We start from the raw sequence: 18701 nt of genomic DNA on the forward strand, positions 1-18701 counted from the left end.
ACCCTGTTTCTATTGATCAGAAACAGGGTTTTATTATAGCTTTTCAACTTCTAACAACCAATACGTCGGCTTTTGCATACCGTGTTATACTTTCAGATACACTACCGATTAAAAATCTTTCTACAGCATTCATACCGGTAGCACCACAAATAATAAGGTCTGCTTCGAATTTTTTAGCTAAATCTTTTGGGATTTTAATTTTTGGTGATCCAATTTCCACATGAGTAGTAATATCTTTGATTCCTTTGTTTTGTGCTTTTTCTTTATACTCATCAAGTAATGTCTGGGCATAACTCTCAGATCGAGCTGCTAATGTTTGATCATATACTTCTGGGGCAACTGTTGTGATTGTACGTGTATCTATTACATGTGCTAAAAACATTTTAGCATCATTTCGCAGTACAATATCTACTGCTTTTTTAAAAGCTAGTTCAGAAGCATCAGAGCCATCTACTGCTACTAATACTCGATCATATTCAAAAGTCATCTCGAACTCCCCTTTCGTTTCTATACCACTATTATAACATGTATCCGCTTTCTTTTGGAAGAATGAATAAATGTTTCTTACTTAACATATACCACTAATAGCCCATTTTTAAACAATTTTACTACAAAGGATAAAAAGTGTGCTTTGCTTTTTTCTTCACGGGATATGTCAAGCTGTAGAAGGGATAAGTCATTGTTTTCACGGGATAAAATGAATTTCATCAGTTCGATTGTCGCTGAATTATAATAAACTATATAGTCATTTATAGAAAAATTTACAATAATAATGTAACATGGAATATGTAGTGCAGTTTGTAGGTTGAAGGAGGAAAATACATGGGTCACGCCTTTATTACGGCAGGGACAAAAGGCCTGGGTTTAAAAGTTACAGAAGGTTTTATTAATAAAGGGCATGCCGTCTCGGTCACCTACTTTAGAGACTTTAAACGTGCCAAACAATTACAGCAGCGATTTCCTGAAGCATCGATTGAGATTATCCAAGTGGATGTTTGTAATCAAAAAGATTTAACAAACGCTGTTGCTAGAGCTGTCGAAAAGTTTGGAACGATCGACTATTTAATTAATAACGCAGGACCTTTTATTTTTGAAAGAAAAAAACTTACAGATCATACAGATGAAGAATGGGACCAAATGATTAGAGGTAATTTGGATGCTGTTTTTCACTTATTAAAACTCACTATTCCAGACATGCGTAAAAAGCAATTCGGGCGTATCGTTAATTACGGTTTTCAAAGTGCGAATACTTCTGCTGGTTGGATTAATCGAGCTGCGTTTTCGGCTGCAAAGGTCGGACTAGTATCCTTGACCAAATCAATAGCTTATGAAGAAGCAGAAAATGGCATTACCTCTAATATGGTTTGTCCAGGTGATATCGCAGGGGATATGAAAGAAGCATCTATTGAAAAGAGTAGGAAAACACAAGATCCTTATACTCCAATAGGTCGCTCCGGCACAGGTGAAGATATCGCTCGAACGGTTCTGTTTTTCTGTGATCAGGATTCTGATATGATTACAGGAACAGTAGTCGATATAAATGGAGGATTAGATGTGATTCATCAACATCGAAAATAATTTATTTTTTTTTGAAATACTGAAACCTTTTTCGAAACCATTCGTACATATTAGTAACAACCCATTAAGTAATGAAATGAGGTGCACCAAATGGGTTTCTTTTCGAAATTATTCGGCAAAAAAGAAACGAAAGCAACTGTGAATAAAAGAGATTTGCTTTCGGTAGAAGTGGGGGATATTATTGAATATGATTTAGCAGACTATGAAGTTGTAGGGAAAATCACCTACCGAGAAGGTAGCTATATATGGTACAGTTATCAATTACTTGGCGAGAGTAAAACAATCTGGTTATCAGCCGAGATGGATGATGAATTAGAGCTAGGTATTTATGAAAAAATTCAGTTACCTGTAGCGAGCGATTTTCCTAAAGAAATTGTATTTAATAACAAAACCTATTCTCTAGATGAAAGTGGTCAAGCTCAAGTAACTGGTGAAGGAAGAAGCAGTACTTTAACAGGTCAAAAAATTCGCTACGCGGAGTACTGTGATAATGACGAAGTTTCTTTTATCAGTGTGGAAGAGTGGGGTAGTGATGTGGAAGCAAGCATCGGCTATTCGATTGATTCCTATGAAGTAAAAATAATTGCTGGTTCAATGTAACTATCTTAAGGAGGAAAAAAATTATGTTTCAATTTTTTAAACGTGTTAAAACAGTAGTAGGTTCAGAATTAAACGCTATGTTAGATAAGGCAGAAGATCCGGTTAAAATGCTCGATCAATTTATGCGCGACATGGAATCTGACATTCGCGAGGTAGAATCTGCCGTTGCAAAACAAATTGCCAACGAAAAAATGTTGAAAAGAAAAGCGGATGATGCTCAAGCATTAGTGGAGAAACGTCAAGGACAGGCAGAAAAAGCTATTGAAGCGGGGAACGAAGATTTGGCACGACGCGCTTTAGAAGATAAAAAAGAGCAGGAGTCCCAAGCAAATACCTTAAACGAATCATGGGAACGCGCTAAAAGAGATGCCGATCAGCTAAGAGAAAAACTAGATGAAATGAAAAAAGAATATCAACAAATGCAGTTGAAGAAAGATTCGTTAAAAGCAAGAGCAGAATCTGCTAAAACTCGTACAAAAATGAATCGCACGATGTCTTCTATTGGTAATGATGATTCGAAACGTGGATTTGAGCGAATGGAAGAAAAAGTGATGCAATTTGAAGCAGAAGCAGAAACGAGTGAAGATATGTCTTCAGCCAGTAAATCTCTCGACGATGAATTTGAAGAATTAGGAAATAGTGATGTGGATGATGAATTAGCAGCATTAAAAAAGAAATTAGGAAAAGAATAAAAATACTAGCTAAGAGAGGACCTAAGGTAAGACTTTAGGTTCTTTCCGTGCTATGTTTAATCATAATTAATACAAAAAACGATCTTAGAATATATACTACTGTTATTTGGGAGGTGATCGAGAAGTGAAAAAATCAATCGTTATTAGTGTTGTGGTTTTTTTAGCCATTATTCTGGCAGGTTGTGGTTCTAATATGTCCATATTCGATGAAACTAGTGCCGTTGTGAAAGAGGATCTTGAAGTATCAGAATCAAAAGATGAAATCATAAATAAGCTAAAGAGTGATAATGCTGATGTTGAAACATTAATATCTAATACTTTCCCATTTGTTGATTCTGTTGTCGGAGAAGACACCACCGCAAATGTATATGGTACATTGCAATTTGAAGTAGAAGAGTTGGCTGACATATTAGCTGACGTGAAGCAGCCAGATGAAATCTCCGAATATAAAGATGGACAACAGATCCTTGTTTATCCTGGTTACTTTGTTGTCTTGAAGGATAGTGAAGAAATCGACAATGCAACTTTCATTGAGGTGGCAAGTGAACAGTTTGTAAGAAATAATTATTCACCGAACTTTTTAACTACATATTTTGCAATTAGAATGCTCGATGGCATCTTCGGCAATAATTGGGTGTCGAGTCGTAGAAATTATTGTAGCTCAGGTGATTGCTATGGCGGTTATTCCACATCTCGAAGCTATAATAAAGGCGGCGTAACAAAAAACAGAGGATTAGGCACTTTCCGAGGCGGCGGGCCTAGTTCAGGAAAATAATCTAAAGAGGAGAGTTGAATATGGAACCATTTATTTCTACATTTATTTATTTTGTCGTATCCATTATTATTGTGCTTATAGGCTTAACTATTTTTGAATGGTTAACAACGAAATACAAGGATTGGGATCAGGTTAAAAACGGAAATCAAGCTATTGCCCTATCGATTTCAGGTAAAATCATCGGGATCTGCATTATCTTGGCATTTGCTATTTATCACAGTATCGATGTAGTAGAAACCTTAATTTGGGGTGCCTATGGTGTTGTTTTACAATTAATAGCATATTTGATTTTTGAAGGGTTAACACGTAAGTTTTCGGTGGAAGAGCAGTTAAAGGAAAAAAATATCGCAGTAGGAATTATCTCCTTTGGTGTTTCTGTTGGTTTAGCATTTGTAATAGGTGCTTCGATCACATAAGTTAGAAAGCCTGGCCGTTTTTGAATGGGGTCAGGCTTTTCAAATTAGTACATAGATGATGGAGTGGCAAATATGGAAGAGATGAAAGTAAAGCAAAGTCATTTTATATATTGGGCATCAGGTATTGTATCTATTTGCGGTATTATTTTTGAAGTTTTATTTGGTGCACTTGGATCATACATACTAGGGGATGGTGTTAAACAATATACACTAACGATTTCATTATTTTTAACTGGCATGGGTATAGGAGCAAGTCTCAGTGAAAAAGTAACAAAAAATCTAGTATTATCTTTTATTTATATCGAATTTTTTGTTGCTTTAATCGGAGGCTTTTCGAGTTTTCTGATGTTTGGCGCCACCGCTTTTTTCTCATCTGGCACGGATGCGCTTTTCCTTTATACAATAACATTAGTAGTTGGGGCACTAACTGGTGTTGAGTTACCAATTTTAATCCGGAAAGCGAATGAAATAGGGGTAACACTACAAAAAAGTACAGCAAGAGTATTATTCTCCGATTATGCTGGTGGTTTAATTGGTGGCTTGCTTTTTGTTTTTTTATTAAGACCACAGTTAGGTATGGTTAAAAGTGCTTTTTTAGTAGGATTAGTTAATTTAACGGTTGCACTGGTAGTTCTCTATTTGTTTCGAAAAGAATTAGTAAAAAAAGGAATACATGCATTAGTTGGTGGGGTAATTGCGCTATTTCTTATTGGAGGATTATTTTTTGGAGAATCCATTGCACTGACATTTGAACAAAAAATTTATAAAGATCCGATTATTCATATAGAAGAAAGTAACTACCAAAAGATTGTAATTACCAAACAAGATCAAGATATTCGACTTTATTTAGATGGCTCATTGCAGCTAAGTTCCATAGATGAACACCGTTATCATGAAGTATTGGTTCATCCCGCCGTTGCGAATACGGAATCACCCGAAGATGTATTAGTTTTAGGTGGTGGGGATGGCTTAGCAGTAAGAGAATTATTGAAGTATCCTGAAATAAAAACGATCTCTCTAATTGATTTAGATCCAGCTGTAGTAGAATTAGCTAATACCAATCCCCATCTCCTGAAATTAAATGAAGATGCATTAAAGGACCAACGTGTGAAAATTTCACATCAAGATGCATTTCAATACTTAGAAAGCAGTCAAGACTGGTTCGATGTTATTATAGTTGATTTGCCAGATCCTAATAATGAAAGTTTAAATAAACTTTATACAAAAGAGTTTTATTCACTTATCCGTAATCATTTAAATCCAACAGGAACAGCTATGATACAGGCTACAAGTCCGGTCTTCGCAAGAGAAGTTTATTGGACGATTTCAAATACGGTCTCAGCAACTAACCTACATGTTGAAAATTTCCATGTCGATGTACCAAGCTTTGGCAATTGGGGATTTGTGATGGCAAGTAGAGAAGCGATCGATTTGAATAAGATAGAGATTGAAGTAGACACTAAATATTTAGAAAATGAGCTATTGCAAAGTTTAACAACATTTGGTAAAGATGAAGATGAAAATATACTCGATCAAAATGGTGATCAAAAAGAACTTGGTGTTAATACCTTAATTGATCCAGTTTTAATTCCATTGTATGAAAAGTCATGGGAATATTATTAATTTCAAGTTTTAGATAGCACTTGTGAAGGGTACAACTGTACTAGAACATTTTAAAAGGAGTGCTAAAGAAATGAGAGTATCTTTTCATGGACAATCATGTGTAAAAGTTCAAACCAAACAACATACAATATTGATCGATCCATTTATCTCAGGTAATCCAAAGAGTGATTTAGATCCGCATGCACAAGAACCAGATGTAATCTTGTTAACTCATGGTCATAATGATCATGTCGGAGATACAATAAGTATAGCAAAACGAACGAATTGTTTAGTGGTCGCCCCTAATGAATTAGCGGTGTATTTAGAATCACGAGGTTTAAATACACACCCTATGCACATTGGAGGTGCGCACCAATTTGATTTTGGCAAAGTGAAATTTACTCCTGCTTTTCATGGCTCGATGTTCGAAGATGAAGACGGCAACAAAATTTATGGAGGAATGCCTGGGGGTATTCTGTTTTACGCGGAAGGAAAAACCATTTACCATGCAGGAGATACGGCCTTATTCTCTGATTTAAAACTTATTGGTGATCAGAACGATATTGATCTTGCCTTTTTACCAATAGGTGATAACTTTACAATGGGACCAGATGACGCTTTAATTGCTGCGGATTGGGTGAAAGCCAAACGAACCGTCCCTATGCATTACAATACTTTTCCCCTAATCGAACAGGATGGAGAAGCATTTAGCCAACATGTAAAAACAGGTGAAGGAATCGAATTAAAACCAGGCGAAGAGGTAAACATATAGAGGATGTTAAGGTCAAAGCGAAATGCTTTGACCTTACTATTTTATAATTTTGGGAGAAATTCCTCTTCTTAAGAATTCCCATCAGAAAAAACACGTACATATTACACATCGTATTTTAACACTCATCTTATTGATACAGTTCTAATTTTCATATTAAAACAGTATAGAATCAATTTTAGAAGAGTACAAATAATACATATTATCACAAGAAAAAATTGAATATTGTAAGCAGGAACTGTATAATAAAAATAGATGATAAATTACTAGTACAGATGAAAGAATGGTGAGCTACTATTGGCTACAAAACATGAACAAATCTTATCTTTTATTGAATCCTTAAAAGTGGGGAACAAAATATCTGTGAGGCAAATCGCGAAAGAGCTTAATGTTAGTGAAGGAACAGCTTATCGCGCCATCAAAGAAGCAGAAAACAAAGGATTAGTTAGTACAATAGAGCGTGTTGGAACAATTCGTATTGAACGAAAACATAAAGAGAACTTTGAGAACTTAACCTTTGCGGAGATTGTTAGTATTGTCGATGGCCAAGTTCTCGGTGGTAGAGACGGTTTGTATAAAACATTAAATAAATTTGTAATAGGGGCGATGAAGCTCGATGCTATGATGCGATACACGGAGAAAGACTCTCTGCTGATCGTGGGTAACCGTACAGAAGCACATCAATTAGCATTAAAAGAAGGAGCAGCAGTTCTTATTACAGGTGGATTTGATACCGATGACACGGCGAAACAATTAGCAGATGAAAAACAATTGCCAATTATCTCTACCAGTTATGATACTTTTACTGTAGCTGCGATGATAAACAGAGCGATTTATGATCAACTGATCAAAAAAGAGATTGTGATAGTCGATGATATTTATACCAATGTAGATGATACATATTATTTAAAGACGAAAGATCAGCTGGCAAAGTGGTATGAATGGGAAGAAAAAACAACACACAGCAGGTATCCTGTCGTTGATGATAAAAACAAAGTAGTAGGAATTGTTACATCCAAGGATGTTCTTGGCAGAAAAACGGATTTATTAATTGAAAAAGTAATGACGAGAAATCCATTAACGGTTATGAAAGAGACATCACTTGCATATGCTGCACACATGATGGTTTGGGAGGGTATTGAAATTATGCCCGTTGTTGATCATCATCACCATTTAGAAGGTTTGGTTTCTCGACAGGATGTATTAAAGGCATTGCAGCATATACAGAAGCAACCGCAAGTTGGGGAAACAATCGATGATATCGTTTCTAACTATTTTGACCGTTCTGCAGCTGATCCGCATCATTCTACTTATCAAGCTGAGATCACACCACAAATGACCAATCAATTAGGGACATTATCGTATGGAGTATTTGTATCATTTGTGATCGAAGCGGCCCGCAGAATGTTAAGGTATCAAAAGAAAGGCGATTTAGTAGTAGAGAACATAACTGTCTACTTTATCAAACCTATTCAATTAGAAACGAGTGTTACCTTTCAGCCAAAAATCATCGATGTGGGCCGTAAATCTGCCAAAGTAGATGTAGAAGTATATCACGATCGAAAAGTCGTCGGCAAAGCAATGCTAATGGCACAACTTATTGATCGATAGAAACTGAGTAATAATAACAATATCTAAAATGTTATTCCCTTCACGGGATATATGATGGTGTAGACAGGATAACCTTTCTTCTTCACGGGATATATAGCTCTCTTGACGGGATAAGCATTGTTATCCCGTCAAGAGAAGGAGTTATCCAGTGAAGAGAAGGACTTATCCCGTCAAGAGCAGGTACTATCCAGTGAGGAGCACGCTTTAACTGGAATTCAAACTCGAAACCCCTTAATAAAAGAAAGCAAATTGTGGTTAGCAATTTGCTTTCTTTGTATTTATTCATATATTGGTTTGTGCTCTTTTGTTGAATTCTTGTTTATAATGCTTGAATCGTTTGAGACCACCATATCCCTGAATAATTCCAATAAGGAGAAATAACAGCGCAATAAATAACGCTAATTGTGTTTCATAAAATAGATATTGGTTAATACCAAAGAAACTGATGAACGTTCCTAATGCTATTCTAGCTTTAGCATTTTTGATTTCTTGTGTTAATGGATCATGATCTCTTGTAATCATTACTTTATAATAAAGATAGATGATAAAAGATAGTACAATAACAATAGGAAAAATAATCATCTCACAAAATCCTCCTGCAACTCGATAGGTATATTATATAAACACTTTTCTATTGTATCGTGACTAGTATATAATTGCTAGAAAAACCTACACTCGATTCATTATTGTTTGAAGTTTAAGAACAATAGAAATATGCGTTTAGTATTAACGAGTTTATTATCTTGCTTCATTTTGAATTTTTGTTACTTTCTTATCTCAATAGTAGAGTATTGCTATAATAGGATTATTAAATATTTTAATGTATAATCTTAGTATAGAAATGCTAGTGAAACACTATATAAGATTATTTTAATAAAAGGAGCATTCAATTTATGACAACAACCCAAATATTGCAAAAGATAGAACAATACAACACCATTATTATTCACCGCCATGTTCGACCAGATCCTGATGCATATGGATCACAAAATGGCTTAGCTGAAATAGTAAAAGCAAGCTTTCCGCACAAATCAATTTTTGTAGTGGGTGAAGAGGAAGATTCGTTAACTTTTCTCGCGGAAATGAATAACATCAAGGACACGGTATATGACAAAGCACTTGTCATCGTCTGTGATACTGCTAATCAAGCTCGTATTTCGGACCAAAGATACAAATTAGCAAAAGAAATTATCAAAATCGATCACCATCCTGTAGTGGATGCTTACGGAGATATCCAATGGGTAGATGTAAAAGCAAGCTCAACAAGTGAGATGATTTATCAATTTTATAAAGAGCAGAAAGACAACGGAATCCAGATGACAGATCAGGCTGCATATCTACTTTATTGTGGAATTGTAGGTGATACAGGAAGGTTTCTATTCCCCAGTTCTACAGAAAAGACATTTCAGTATGCTTCTGAATTAGTTGGTTATAACTTTGATCGTACGGAAATGTATGAGGAAATGTATAAAACCAATTTGAATATTGCTAGATTAAAAGGATACATTTTGCAAAATATTAATGTGTCTGAAAATGGCCTTAGTCATGTGAAATTGACGAAAGAAATATTAGAAAAATTTAATGTAACCCCTTCTGAGTCAAGTGCTGTTGTAGGCGTACTAGGTGACATAGAAGGTATTAAAGTATGGGTTATTTTTGTCGAGGAAGAGGATCTTATTCGCGTGCGTATGCGATCAAAAGGACCAGTAATCAACCAGGTGGCAGCCAAATTTGAAGGTGGAGGCCATCCGTTAGCATCAGGTGCTAAAATTCATAAATGGGAAACTGCAACACAAGTCTTAGCAGATCTAGATGAAGTATGTAATTGAGTAGTCTATTATCCGAAGAATAGGTTGTTTGTTAGCTGGGAAAACAGCCTATTCCTCTCTTTTCTAACTTCCAACTTTTAATCGAATCGATAATTGCAATGTTTCATTTACAATGACACGGGAGACTTCTGCTTGGTAACGAAAGTCATCAATATTAATGGTTTTATTTTCGATGGTTGCAATTAAAAAGTCTAGTGAATTGGCGATATCTTCTACCTTTTTACCTACTGCATGGTTTGCTTCTGTTCGAATAGCTTCCTCTAGTTCATGAATCATTAATCGGTCATTTTCGAGTTTGAGCTCTTTTAAATTAAGAAAATTAATCTTGATTTCATTTACTTGTAACCCCTCTTTGGATTGTTCATCTAACGCTTGATGGTTTTCAAGCAGTGTTTCATATGTTTGCGTTAAATCTTGTAATTTACTTCTTAACGCAAGGTTTTCTTCAATCCATTTTTCCTGTAATTCACCAAACATATAAATAAAAATCAGATATCCAATAATTGTTCCAATACATATACCTGCAAAAAACCGTTGAAAGGAGGGACGTTTATAATAGGGGGGAATATGCATTATTGAATCTCCTCTTGTATCAACCACTCAATAATTAATAAAGCAGTATGTGCTCCAGCCATGGCAGTAATAATCAAAAATATTTGTTTAATCATATCCATTGTTGAACCTTCAATAAGCCCTCTTTCGAAATTATAAATAGCATCAAACGTTCCACCAATAGCAGCTACAATGGCCCAAATTCTTAAGCTCTTTGCAATACGATTTATATGTGTGAACGGTGCATCGCCCGCGATGAAAGCGCCGATACTTCCGATAAAAGAACCACCTATCATGACACCAAAAGCGATAAAATAACATTGAATCATCGTAGCTACAAAACGTTCTTCCACCAAAATCACTCCAATCAATATTGGCTTTATCAAGAACGAATAGTAAGTCCTTAATAAATTTCGCTTTATTAAAATATATGTAAACTTGTCTACTATATGTTTATCAACTTACAAGTTGTGCTTCATCTGCTATAATATAAGAACCGAAACATTTGATCGTATGGTAAAAGAGGAGGTGAACGTTATGACATCGACAGCAGCATTACAAATTCGCAGTGGCTATTCATTAATGAAGAGTACGATCCAGATCCCTTCTTTGATTGATCAAGCGAAGCAATTAGGTTACCGGCATCTTGCCTTAACAGATGAAGGTGTATTACATGGGGCTATCCCTTTTTATCAAATGTGTAAAAAGGCTGGAGTAAACCCTATTATTGGGCTAGTCGGTACTATTAATCTAAATGACCAAGCGATGGAAGTAATATGGTTGGCAAGAAATTATTCTGGTTATCGATACTTATTAGAATGGAGTACACGAATTCAGCATGATCAGCACCTATCTGTAAGTGACGTCCAAGAAGCGGATGAGCACATTATAACGATTATTCCAGCTGATCAAAGGGAAGCCGATCACTTACAAACTCTATTAGATAGCATTAGTGTCCATTTGCTTTTAACCAATCTATACATAGGTGTTACCCAAAAAATGATTTCTCATCGCTCAACATTAGAACAGGTGAGTATAAACAAGATAGCGCTAACAGACACACGGTATTTACATAAACAAGACAGTACAGCATATAGTTGTATACGAGCAATGGACCAAGGGCAAAAATGGAATCGGGCGCTTGACGAGGAATTAGATGGTACTCATTTATTATCATTGTCAGAATTGGAACAAAGCTTCCTGAAGTGGCCGGAATTACTAACAGAAGCGGACAGAGTAGCACAATCCTGTCATGTGGAGTTACCGTTAAATCAGAGACTGTTGCCTAAATATCCACTTTCTCATGGCGTTCATGCCGATCACTACTTAGAAGAGTTGTGTGAGAATTTGCTGCAAAAAAAGTATCATTCTGTTACCGATGAAATTACCGATCGCTTACATTACGAAGTAGATGTTATTCAATCGATGGGTTTTAGTGATTACTTTCTAATTGTTTGGGATTTTGTTCATTATGCAAAAGAAAATAATATTATGGTAGGTCCAGGTCGAGGTTCGGCAGCAGGTTCGCTTGTTGCTTATTTATTAGGTATCACAGATGTAGACCCGATTAAATATGATTTATTATTTGAGCGTTTTTTGAATCCTGAACGTGTGACAATGCCGGATATCGATATTGACTTTTCAGATGAACGAAGAGACGAAGTAATTCGTTACGTTGTCGACAAATATGGTTCAGATCATGTAGCGCAAATTGTAACCTTTGGTACGTTTGCGGCTCGATCTCTTCTAAGAGAGCTATTTAAGACCTTAGAAATAAGTGATAATGATGCTGCCTATATTTTGAAATCATTACCAAAGGATAGTACAAGTACGATTGCAGCAATGTTAAAGCAAACACCTGAATTAACCGAATATGTAAAACAATCTGACCAGTTGAAACACTTATTTAAAATAGCTAACCGCCTAGAAGGCTTGCCTAGACATATATCTACTCATGCAGCAGGTGTTATTATTAGTGATGAAGTATTGTCTAACCATGTCGCAACCATGCCATCACAAAATAATATTAAATTAACACAATATGCTATGAATGACTTGGCAACTGTTGGTTTATTGAAAATGGATTTTCTCGGGCTAAGGAATTTAACCCTTATCGAAAAAATAGTAAAACAGATAAAATATCAGCAAAATACAGATATTGATTTAGATAAAATTCCATTTGATGATGCAAAAACCTATCAGTTATTACAACGTGCTGAGACAAATGGTGTTTTTCAGCTGGAGTCACAAGGCATGCAAAAAGTTCTGCGAGAGTTAAAACCAACCAATTTTGAAGATATTGTAGCCGTTAATGCGTTATATCGTCCAGGACCAATGGAATTTATTCCTTCTTATATAGAAAGAAAGCATCACCGGAAAAAAGTAGAATACTTACATCTGGATCTGGAGGATATTCTCGCAAAAACGTATGGCGTATTAGTGTACCAAGAACAAATCATGCAAATTGTTAATAAAATGGCAGGATTCAGTTATGGTGAAGCTGATATACTTAGAAGAGCAGTCAGTAAGAAAGATAAGGGATCACTTTTGGAAAATAAGCAAAAGTTTTTAAATGGCTGTAGAAAAAATGGCTATATAAAGGAAGTCGCAGAAGAAGTATTTGATTGGATTGTCCGCTTTTCAAACTATGGTTTTAATCGAAGTCACGCGGTGGCCTATAGTGTAATTGCCTACCAGTTAGCCTATCTAAAGGCGAATTATCCGATTCCTTTCTTTATAGAAATGTTAAGTATGAATATCGGAAATGTTGAAAAAACACAAATATATTTAAGAGAAGCTAAGAATCGTAACATAACGATTTTTCCTCCCTCTATAAATAATAGTATAGGTAAATTCAGGGAAGAAAAGAATGGTATTCGGTTAGGCTTAAATATGATTAAAGGGGTAGGGTTTCAAGCTGTACAAGCAATTATTCAAGCCAGAAAAGAACAACGTTTTAAAAGTTTGTTTGATTTCTGTTTACGCGTTTCCTTACAAAAAATAAATCGAGCAATCATCGAATCGTTAATCTTAGCAGGGGCCTTTGATGAATTGCATGAAAATAGGGCAACGCTGTTAGCAAGTTTAGACGAAGCATTGGAACAAGGTGAACTTTTTAAAGAGTTTGATGATCAGTTAGGTTTTTTTGAAGGAGATCTGGCATTAGATGTCTCCTATACAGAAACAGATCCTTTTCCAATTATGAGACAATTGATGATGGAACGTGAAGTAATTGGCTTTTTTGTGTCCACTCATCCATTAGCACAGGTGCGTGATCAAATTCGACAATTTGGTTATATTACGATTCAGCAGGCAGCAAATAGTAATAGGAAAAATGTTAAAATCGCGGCAGTTATTCAAGCAATGAAGGTGATACGAACTAAAAAAGGAGAAACGATGGCATTTGTCACAATTGCTGATGAAACAGTAGAATTGGAAGGTGTCCTTTTTCCGAATGTGTTTAGACAAGTGAATCATTGGCTGGAAGAAGATGTCTTTGTTTATATTCAGGGAAAAGTGGAAGATAGAAAAGATAAAAAACAAATTATTATCAATGACATTCAACCATATCAACTGGAAGAAAAGCAAATTACTAAAGATAGTATCTATATCAAAGTGGTTGATGATAGTAATAACCCGATGGAAAAGTTAAAGGAAATGGCAACTAAATATCCTGGATCATCCACGGTTTATTTCTATAAAGAGGTGGAGCAGAAGTTATTTAAACTGCCTTCCGATTTTAATGTCGATAGTGCTTGGAATGTGATCAAAGAGTTAAAAGCCTTCTTTGGAGAGGATAATGTTGTCATTAAGCATACCACCTAAGAAGAATGTCCACTTTACATCATATAATGATCTGATATAATAAAATAGTTGATTGGTCAGACCACTTAGTGGAGAAGTACAGGAGGAAATAAATGTCTGAGCGGAAAAAGGTGTATCAGCTTGTATTAATGGAAATTCAGCGACTTATCAAAGAGGATGGTTATGTTCCTGGTGATAAATTGCCTTCTGAAAGACAACTGTCAATTCAGTTTGATGCAGCAAGATCATCTGTTAGAGAAGCGTTAAGAGCAATTGAATTACTAGGTATAATTGAAACACGCCAAGGTGAAGGTACTTTTTTGCGTAACTATCAGACATATCATGCAGTGGAGGTATTAGCTTCTTTTGTTTTGCAAGATTCACGAACAAAGAATGAATTACAAGAAGCTCAGAAGGTTTTAGAGCAACATGTACTATCAGAGGAATCAATCCCTGATCACACGCTAAAACAATTAGAAGCATTAGTTGATGATTTATCCTTAACAAAGGAAGAAAAGCATCATTATTTTTTTTCCGGCTTGTTTGAGGCTAACGGTAATCAACTATTGTTTAAGATGTGGCGATTAATGCAAGACTTTCAGGCAAATATGGAACTAAAGGTTTCACCTGATTATTATGAAGATATTATTGAAAAATATAAAAAACCACAAGAATAAGAGATTCACAAGAGGAATACATTGATAGTGGACTGATGAAGGAGGAATCTTCCTTGTTGAAAGATTTGTTTGGAAAAAAGAAAAAATATGCATCAATTCCAGGAGAAAATGCAAAAAGAGATATACCTGAAGGCTTGATGCAAAAATGTGGCGGTTGCCAAAAAATATTTTATCAAAAAGAATTACAAAAAAACTTAAATGTTTGTCCAGAATGTGGTCATCATCATCAGATTTCTGCCTATGACCGAATCAATTGTTTATTTGATGAAGGTAGTTTTCAAGAGTGGGATAAAGATCTGTTATCACAAAACCCGTTAAACTTTCCTCAATACGAAGAAAAAATAGAAAAAGATAGAGAAAAGACTGGCTTGAATGAAGCAGTTGTAACAGGTGAGGGAAAAATTCACGATATTAGAACAGCAATAGCCATAATGGATGCTAGATTCCGAATGGGTAGTATGGGTTCGGTAGTCGGAGAGAAAATAACAAGAGCAATTGAACAGGCGCGGATTGAGAAAATGCCGATAATTATATTCACCGCATCAGGAGGAGCACGGATGCAAGAAGGTGTATTGAGTCTGATGCAAATGGCAAAAACCTCTATCGCGATTCAAAGGTTGCACGCGGAAAACGGCTTATTTATTTCCGTTATGACAAATCCTACAACTGGTGGTGTTTCTGCTAGTTTTGCTTCTATTGGAGATTATAATTTTGCAGAACCTGGTGCATTAATAGGGTTTGCGGGTCGCAGAATTATCGAGCAAACGATCCGCGAAAAGTTACCTAAAGATTTTCAAACAGCAGAATTTCAACTTAAGCATGGACAAGTGGATAAAGTGATAGAAAGACAAGAGATGCGTGATACATTAGGCATGATACTTGATATCCATCAGGTTGGAGGTGAAGCAAATGAAACAAGTACTCGAGTTTGAAAAACCGGTTATAGAATTAAGAGAGAAGATTGAAGAATTAAAAAAAATGACAAGAGACAGTGATATTGATTTGTCAGCTGAAATAAGTAAAATGGAAGAACGGCTAGCACGATTGGAAAATGATATCTATGGAAAGTTAAAACCTTGGGATCGTGTTCAGATTGCTCGCCATTCAGAAAGACCTACATCATTAGACTATATTGAACAGTTATTCACTAATTTTATTGAGTTTCATGGTGACCGGTTATATGGGGATGATGAGGCAATTGTAGCAGGGATTGCTAAGTATAAAGGCAAGCCTGTAACCGTAATTGGGCAACAACGAGGAAAAAACACGAAAGAAAATATTAAGCGTAATTTTGGGAGTCCTCATCCTGAAGGATACCGAAAAGCCTTAAGACATATGAAACAAGCTGAAAAATTTAATCGACCTATTATAACTTTTATTGATACAAAAGGAGCCTATCCAGGAAGAGCGGCAGAAGAACGTGGTCAAAGTGAAGCTATTGCTCGTAATTTAATGGAAATGGCAGGATTAACAGTCCCGATAATCTGTATTGTAATTGGTGAGGGAGGAAGTGGTGGAGCACTTGCCTTAGGTGTAGGTGATCGTATTCATATGTTAGAAAACTCTACGTATTCGGTTATTTCCCCAGAAGGTGCTGCTGCATTACTCTGGAAAGACTCCAGCCAAGCCGAAAGAGCTGCCAAATCACTAAAAATAACAGCTCCAGATCTTAAAGAATTAGGTATTATTGATCAAGTTATTTCAGAACCCCTAGGAGGCGCACATCGCGACCACGTAACTCAAGCATTAAGTATTAGCACTGTCTTGGATGAGTCCTTACAAGAGTTGGAAGGACTTGATAATACATCACTATTAGAACATCGCTTTGAAAAATATAAAAAAATAGGCGAAGTTGAAACATTAATAGAAGTATAATTTATAAGATATAATAACAGAGGTAATAGACAATTCTAAAAAAAACCAAACGATTCGAATCGTTTGGTTTTTTGCATGAGGGTATGTGTGACCTAACTTTGAGATGATTATGAGATTTTATATATGCTAAACAACCGCTCCGGCTTGTCCGCTTCCCTTTCCGCGAGTTTTTCTCCTCAGCTAACTTTTTAAGCAAAGTTCACTTAAAAAGTGGATCTTCGGATAAAAACTTCCCGCAGGAGTGGAAGCGGACGCCTGCGCTTTTTTATATTCTACAACTAAGGTAAGAATAAGAATGTTGGCTTTACTCCATATCGCCTATGAATTTGTCTTATGGTTATTTATCATTATTACCAATAAAAACTCATAATTGTACCAGTGCCAAAATGTTATAATTTGTACTTTTTGTAGAGCATTATTCAGCGTAGGCGGCCACTTTCACTCCTGTGGGATCGTTTTCCTTGAAGATCCACTTTTCCATGCGGTTTGTGCTTGGAAAAGTTAGCTGAAAGGAAAACCCCACGGAAAGGAAAGTGGGCAAGCCGGAGCGATTGTTACGCAGTTATCAGCTCTCAAGGATTTTTCGAAGCAAAGGATTAAGTCGCATAGTCTTTCTTTTGTAAATCAAGGTTTCTAGCTAAGTTCGTTTTTGAGTGGATAATAGCTTTTATCGAAGTTTAAGGTGGAACTTATTCCAGTAAATTTCATCCTTATTTCGACAATTATAAACGAAAAACTCACATGAAAATTTGAAAAACTTTCATAGATTAGCGAAATAAGCTAAAATTATAATGTTTAGGGGTGAGTTTCGTGTTGAATTCATGTATAATCTTAATTGGAATTCTTTTAGTTTAAAAAAGAGAAATAATGGGGAAAAATGATTTAAGACAATTTATTTTGTTAAAGAGGTGATATTTTGAAAAAAATTGGTGTATTAACCAGTGGTGGAGATGCTCCAGGTATGAATGCTGCAGTTCGTGCCGTTGTACGTAAAGCGATTTATCATGAATTAGAAGTTTATGGAGTTTACAACGGATATGAGGGACTAATGGAAGGTAATATTAAAAAAATGGAATTAGGCTCTGTTGGTGACATTATCCAAAGAGGTGGAACAATTTTATATTCCGCACGTTCAGTAGAATTCAAAACAGATGAAGGTCAACAAAAAGCTATTGAACAAATGAGGAAAATAGGTATAGAAGGACTCATTGTCATAGGTGGAGATGGGTCATTTCGAGGTGCAGAGAAATTAACGCAAAAAGGTTTCCCATGTATTGGTGTGCCGGGCACAATCGACAATGATATTCCAGGAACTGATTATACGATAGGCTTTGATACAGCTTTAAATACCATCGTGAATGCTGTCGATAAAATTCGTGATACCGCTACATCGCATGAGCGTACATATGTTATTGAAGTTATGGGAAGAGATGCGGGTGACTTAGCTTTATGGGCAGGACTTGCCAATGGGGCAGAAAGTGTAATCATACCGGAACAAACGGAGAGTTTTGAAAGTGTAGTAGCTAAACTAAAACGTGGTCAGGAACGTGGAAAAAAACACAGTATCATTATTTTAGCCGAGGGTGTAGGTAGTGGTGTTGAGTATGGAAAGCGTATCGAAGAAGAAACAAAAATGGAGACACGTGTTACCGTATTAGGTCATATACAACGTGGCGGGTCGCCATCAGGATATGATCGCGTATTAGCGAGCCGTTTAGGAGCTAAAGCGGTTGATTTGCTTATCGATGGCATCGGTGGCCGTGTGGTCGGTGTGCAAAACAATGTAGTAGTTGACCATGACATTTCTGAAGTGTTATCAGAAAAACATGCCGTAAATATGAGAATGTATAAATTAGCGAACCAACTTTCTATTTAATTTAGAAATGATGCAGTAAATTAGTCGAAATAGATAAGAGAAGAC

Annotated in this window: 18 protein-coding genes; 14 read left to right on the forward strand and 4 right to left on the reverse strand. The window is 35.9% G+C overall.

The window, feature by feature from the left end; all coding sequences use genetic code 11:
- Window positions 1–43 precede the first annotated feature (43 nt).
- Entirely contained in the window at window positions 44–487 is a 444-nt protein-coding gene (locus BUC25_RS08190) for a universal stress protein (protein ID WP_073201393.1), read from the reverse strand.
- A gap of 335 nt (window positions 488–822) precedes the next feature.
- On the opposite strand from BUC25_RS08190, the gene BUC25_RS08195 reads away from it, so the two are divergent.
- The 8 genes from BUC25_RS08195 (at window position 823) to BUC25_RS08230 (ending at window position 8043) form a co-directional block, all read left to right on the forward strand.
- On the forward strand, window positions 823–1578 hold the full coding sequence (locus tag BUC25_RS08195) for an SDR family oxidoreductase (RefSeq protein WP_073201394.1): 756 nt from the start codon (window positions 823–825) through the stop codon (window positions 1576–1578).
- 90 nt (window positions 1579–1668) lie between these two features.
- Window positions 1669–2178 carry a DUF4178 domain-containing protein gene (locus tag BUC25_RS08200; protein WP_073201395.1) on the forward strand — a complete coding sequence of 170 codons (510 nt, stop codon included), beginning with the start codon at window positions 1669–1671 and terminating at the stop codon, window positions 2176–2178.
- A gap of 23 nt (window positions 2179–2201) precedes the next feature.
- On the forward strand, window positions 2202–2870 hold the full coding sequence (locus tag BUC25_RS08205) for a PspA/IM30 family protein (RefSeq protein ID WP_073201396.1): 669 nt from the start codon (window positions 2202–2204) through the stop codon (window positions 2868–2870).
- Between the two features lie 124 nt (window positions 2871–2994).
- Entirely contained in the window at window positions 2995–3645 is a 651-nt protein-coding gene (locus BUC25_RS08210) for a DUF4247 domain-containing protein (protein ID WP_073201397.1), read from the forward strand.
- A gap of 20 nt (window positions 3646–3665) precedes the next feature.
- Window positions 3666–4061 carry a DUF350 domain-containing protein gene (locus BUC25_RS08215; protein WP_073201398.1) on the forward strand — a complete coding sequence of 132 codons (396 nt, stop codon included), beginning with the start codon at window positions 3666–3668 and terminating at the stop codon, window positions 4059–4061.
- A gap of 72 nt (window positions 4062–4133) precedes the next feature.
- Complete coding sequence (locus BUC25_RS08220; RefSeq protein ID WP_073201399.1) at window positions 4134–5684, forward strand: polyamine aminopropyltransferase; 1551 nt, start codon at window positions 4134–4136, stop codon at window positions 5682–5684.
- Between the two features lie 70 nt (window positions 5685–5754).
- Window positions 5755–6435: a metal-dependent hydrolase gene (locus BUC25_RS08225; RefSeq protein WP_073201400.1), complete on the forward strand. Its 681-nt coding sequence runs from the start codon at window positions 5755–5757 to the stop codon at window positions 6433–6435.
- 294 nt (window positions 6436–6729) lie between these two features.
- Window positions 6730–8043: a DRTGG domain-containing protein gene (locus BUC25_RS08230; RefSeq protein ID WP_073201401.1), complete on the forward strand. Its 1314-nt coding sequence runs from the start codon at window positions 6730–6732 to the stop codon at window positions 8041–8043.
- 282 nt (window positions 8044–8325) lie between these two features.
- Here the strand turns inward: BUC25_RS08230 and BUC25_RS08235 are convergent, their stop codons facing one another.
- Window positions 8326–8625: a YtpI family protein gene (locus BUC25_RS08235; protein ID WP_073201402.1), complete on the reverse strand. Its 300-nt coding sequence runs from the start codon at window positions 8623–8625 to the stop codon at window positions 8326–8328.
- A 311-nt stretch (window positions 8626–8936) separates the two neighbouring features.
- Here BUC25_RS08235 and BUC25_RS08240 point away from each other — a divergent pair, with 311 nt between their 5' ends.
- Window positions 8937–9872, forward strand: a complete 936-nt coding sequence (locus BUC25_RS08240; RefSeq protein ID WP_073201403.1) for a DHH family phosphoesterase — start codon at window positions 8937–8939, stop codon at window positions 9870–9872.
- Between the two features lie 63 nt (window positions 9873–9935).
- Here BUC25_RS08240 and ytrI read toward each other — a convergent pair whose 3' ends face one another.
- Entirely contained in the window at window positions 9936–10445 is a 510-nt protein-coding gene (gene ytrI / locus BUC25_RS08245) for a sporulation membrane protein YtrI (protein WP_073201404.1), read from the reverse strand.
- Entirely contained in the window at window positions 10445–10777 is a 333-nt protein-coding gene (gene ytrH / locus BUC25_RS08250; RefSeq protein WP_073201405.1) for a sporulation membrane protein YtrH, read from the reverse strand. Before ytrH ends, ytrI begins: the two co-directional genes overlap by 1 nt.
- Window positions 10778–10961: 184 nt before the next feature.
- Here ytrH and dnaE point away from each other — a divergent pair, with 184 nt between their 5' ends.
- The 5 genes from dnaE to pfkA all read left to right on the forward strand — a co-directional run bounded on the left by dnaE (window position 10962) and on the right by pfkA (window position 18656).
- Window positions 10962–14249: a DNA polymerase III subunit alpha gene (dnaE, locus tag BUC25_RS08255; RefSeq protein ID WP_073201406.1), complete on the forward strand. Its 3288-nt coding sequence runs from the start codon at window positions 10962–10964 to the stop codon at window positions 14247–14249.
- Window positions 14250–14341: 92 nt separating this feature from the next.
- Window positions 14342–14905, forward strand: a complete 564-nt coding sequence (locus BUC25_RS08260) for a FadR/GntR family transcriptional regulator (RefSeq protein ID WP_073201407.1) — start codon at window positions 14342–14344, stop codon at window positions 14903–14905.
- Between the two features lie 53 nt (window positions 14906–14958).
- Window positions 14959–15837, forward strand: coding sequence for an acetyl-CoA carboxylase, carboxyltransferase subunit beta (gene accD, locus BUC25_RS08265; RefSeq protein WP_073201408.1), 879 nt, complete (start codon window positions 14959–14961; stop codon window positions 15835–15837).
- A complete protein-coding gene (accA, locus tag BUC25_RS08270) occupies window positions 15815–16780 on the forward strand; it encodes an acetyl-CoA carboxylase carboxyl transferase subunit alpha (RefSeq protein ID WP_073201409.1) in 966 nt (321 codons plus the stop codon). Before accD ends, accA begins: the two co-directional genes overlap by 23 nt.
- A gap of 916 nt (window positions 16781–17696) precedes the next feature.
- On the forward strand, window positions 17697–18656 hold the full coding sequence (pfkA, locus tag BUC25_RS08275) for a 6-phosphofructokinase (protein ID WP_073201410.1): 960 nt from the start codon (window positions 17697–17699) through the stop codon (window positions 18654–18656).
- Window positions 18657–18701 lie beyond the last annotated feature (45 nt).

Origin of the sequence: Gracilibacillus kekensis (genome assembly GCF_900143085.1) — a bacterium.
Taxonomy (GTDB): domain Bacteria; phylum Bacillota; class Bacilli; order Bacillales; family Amphibacillaceae; genus Gracilibacillus; species Gracilibacillus kekensis.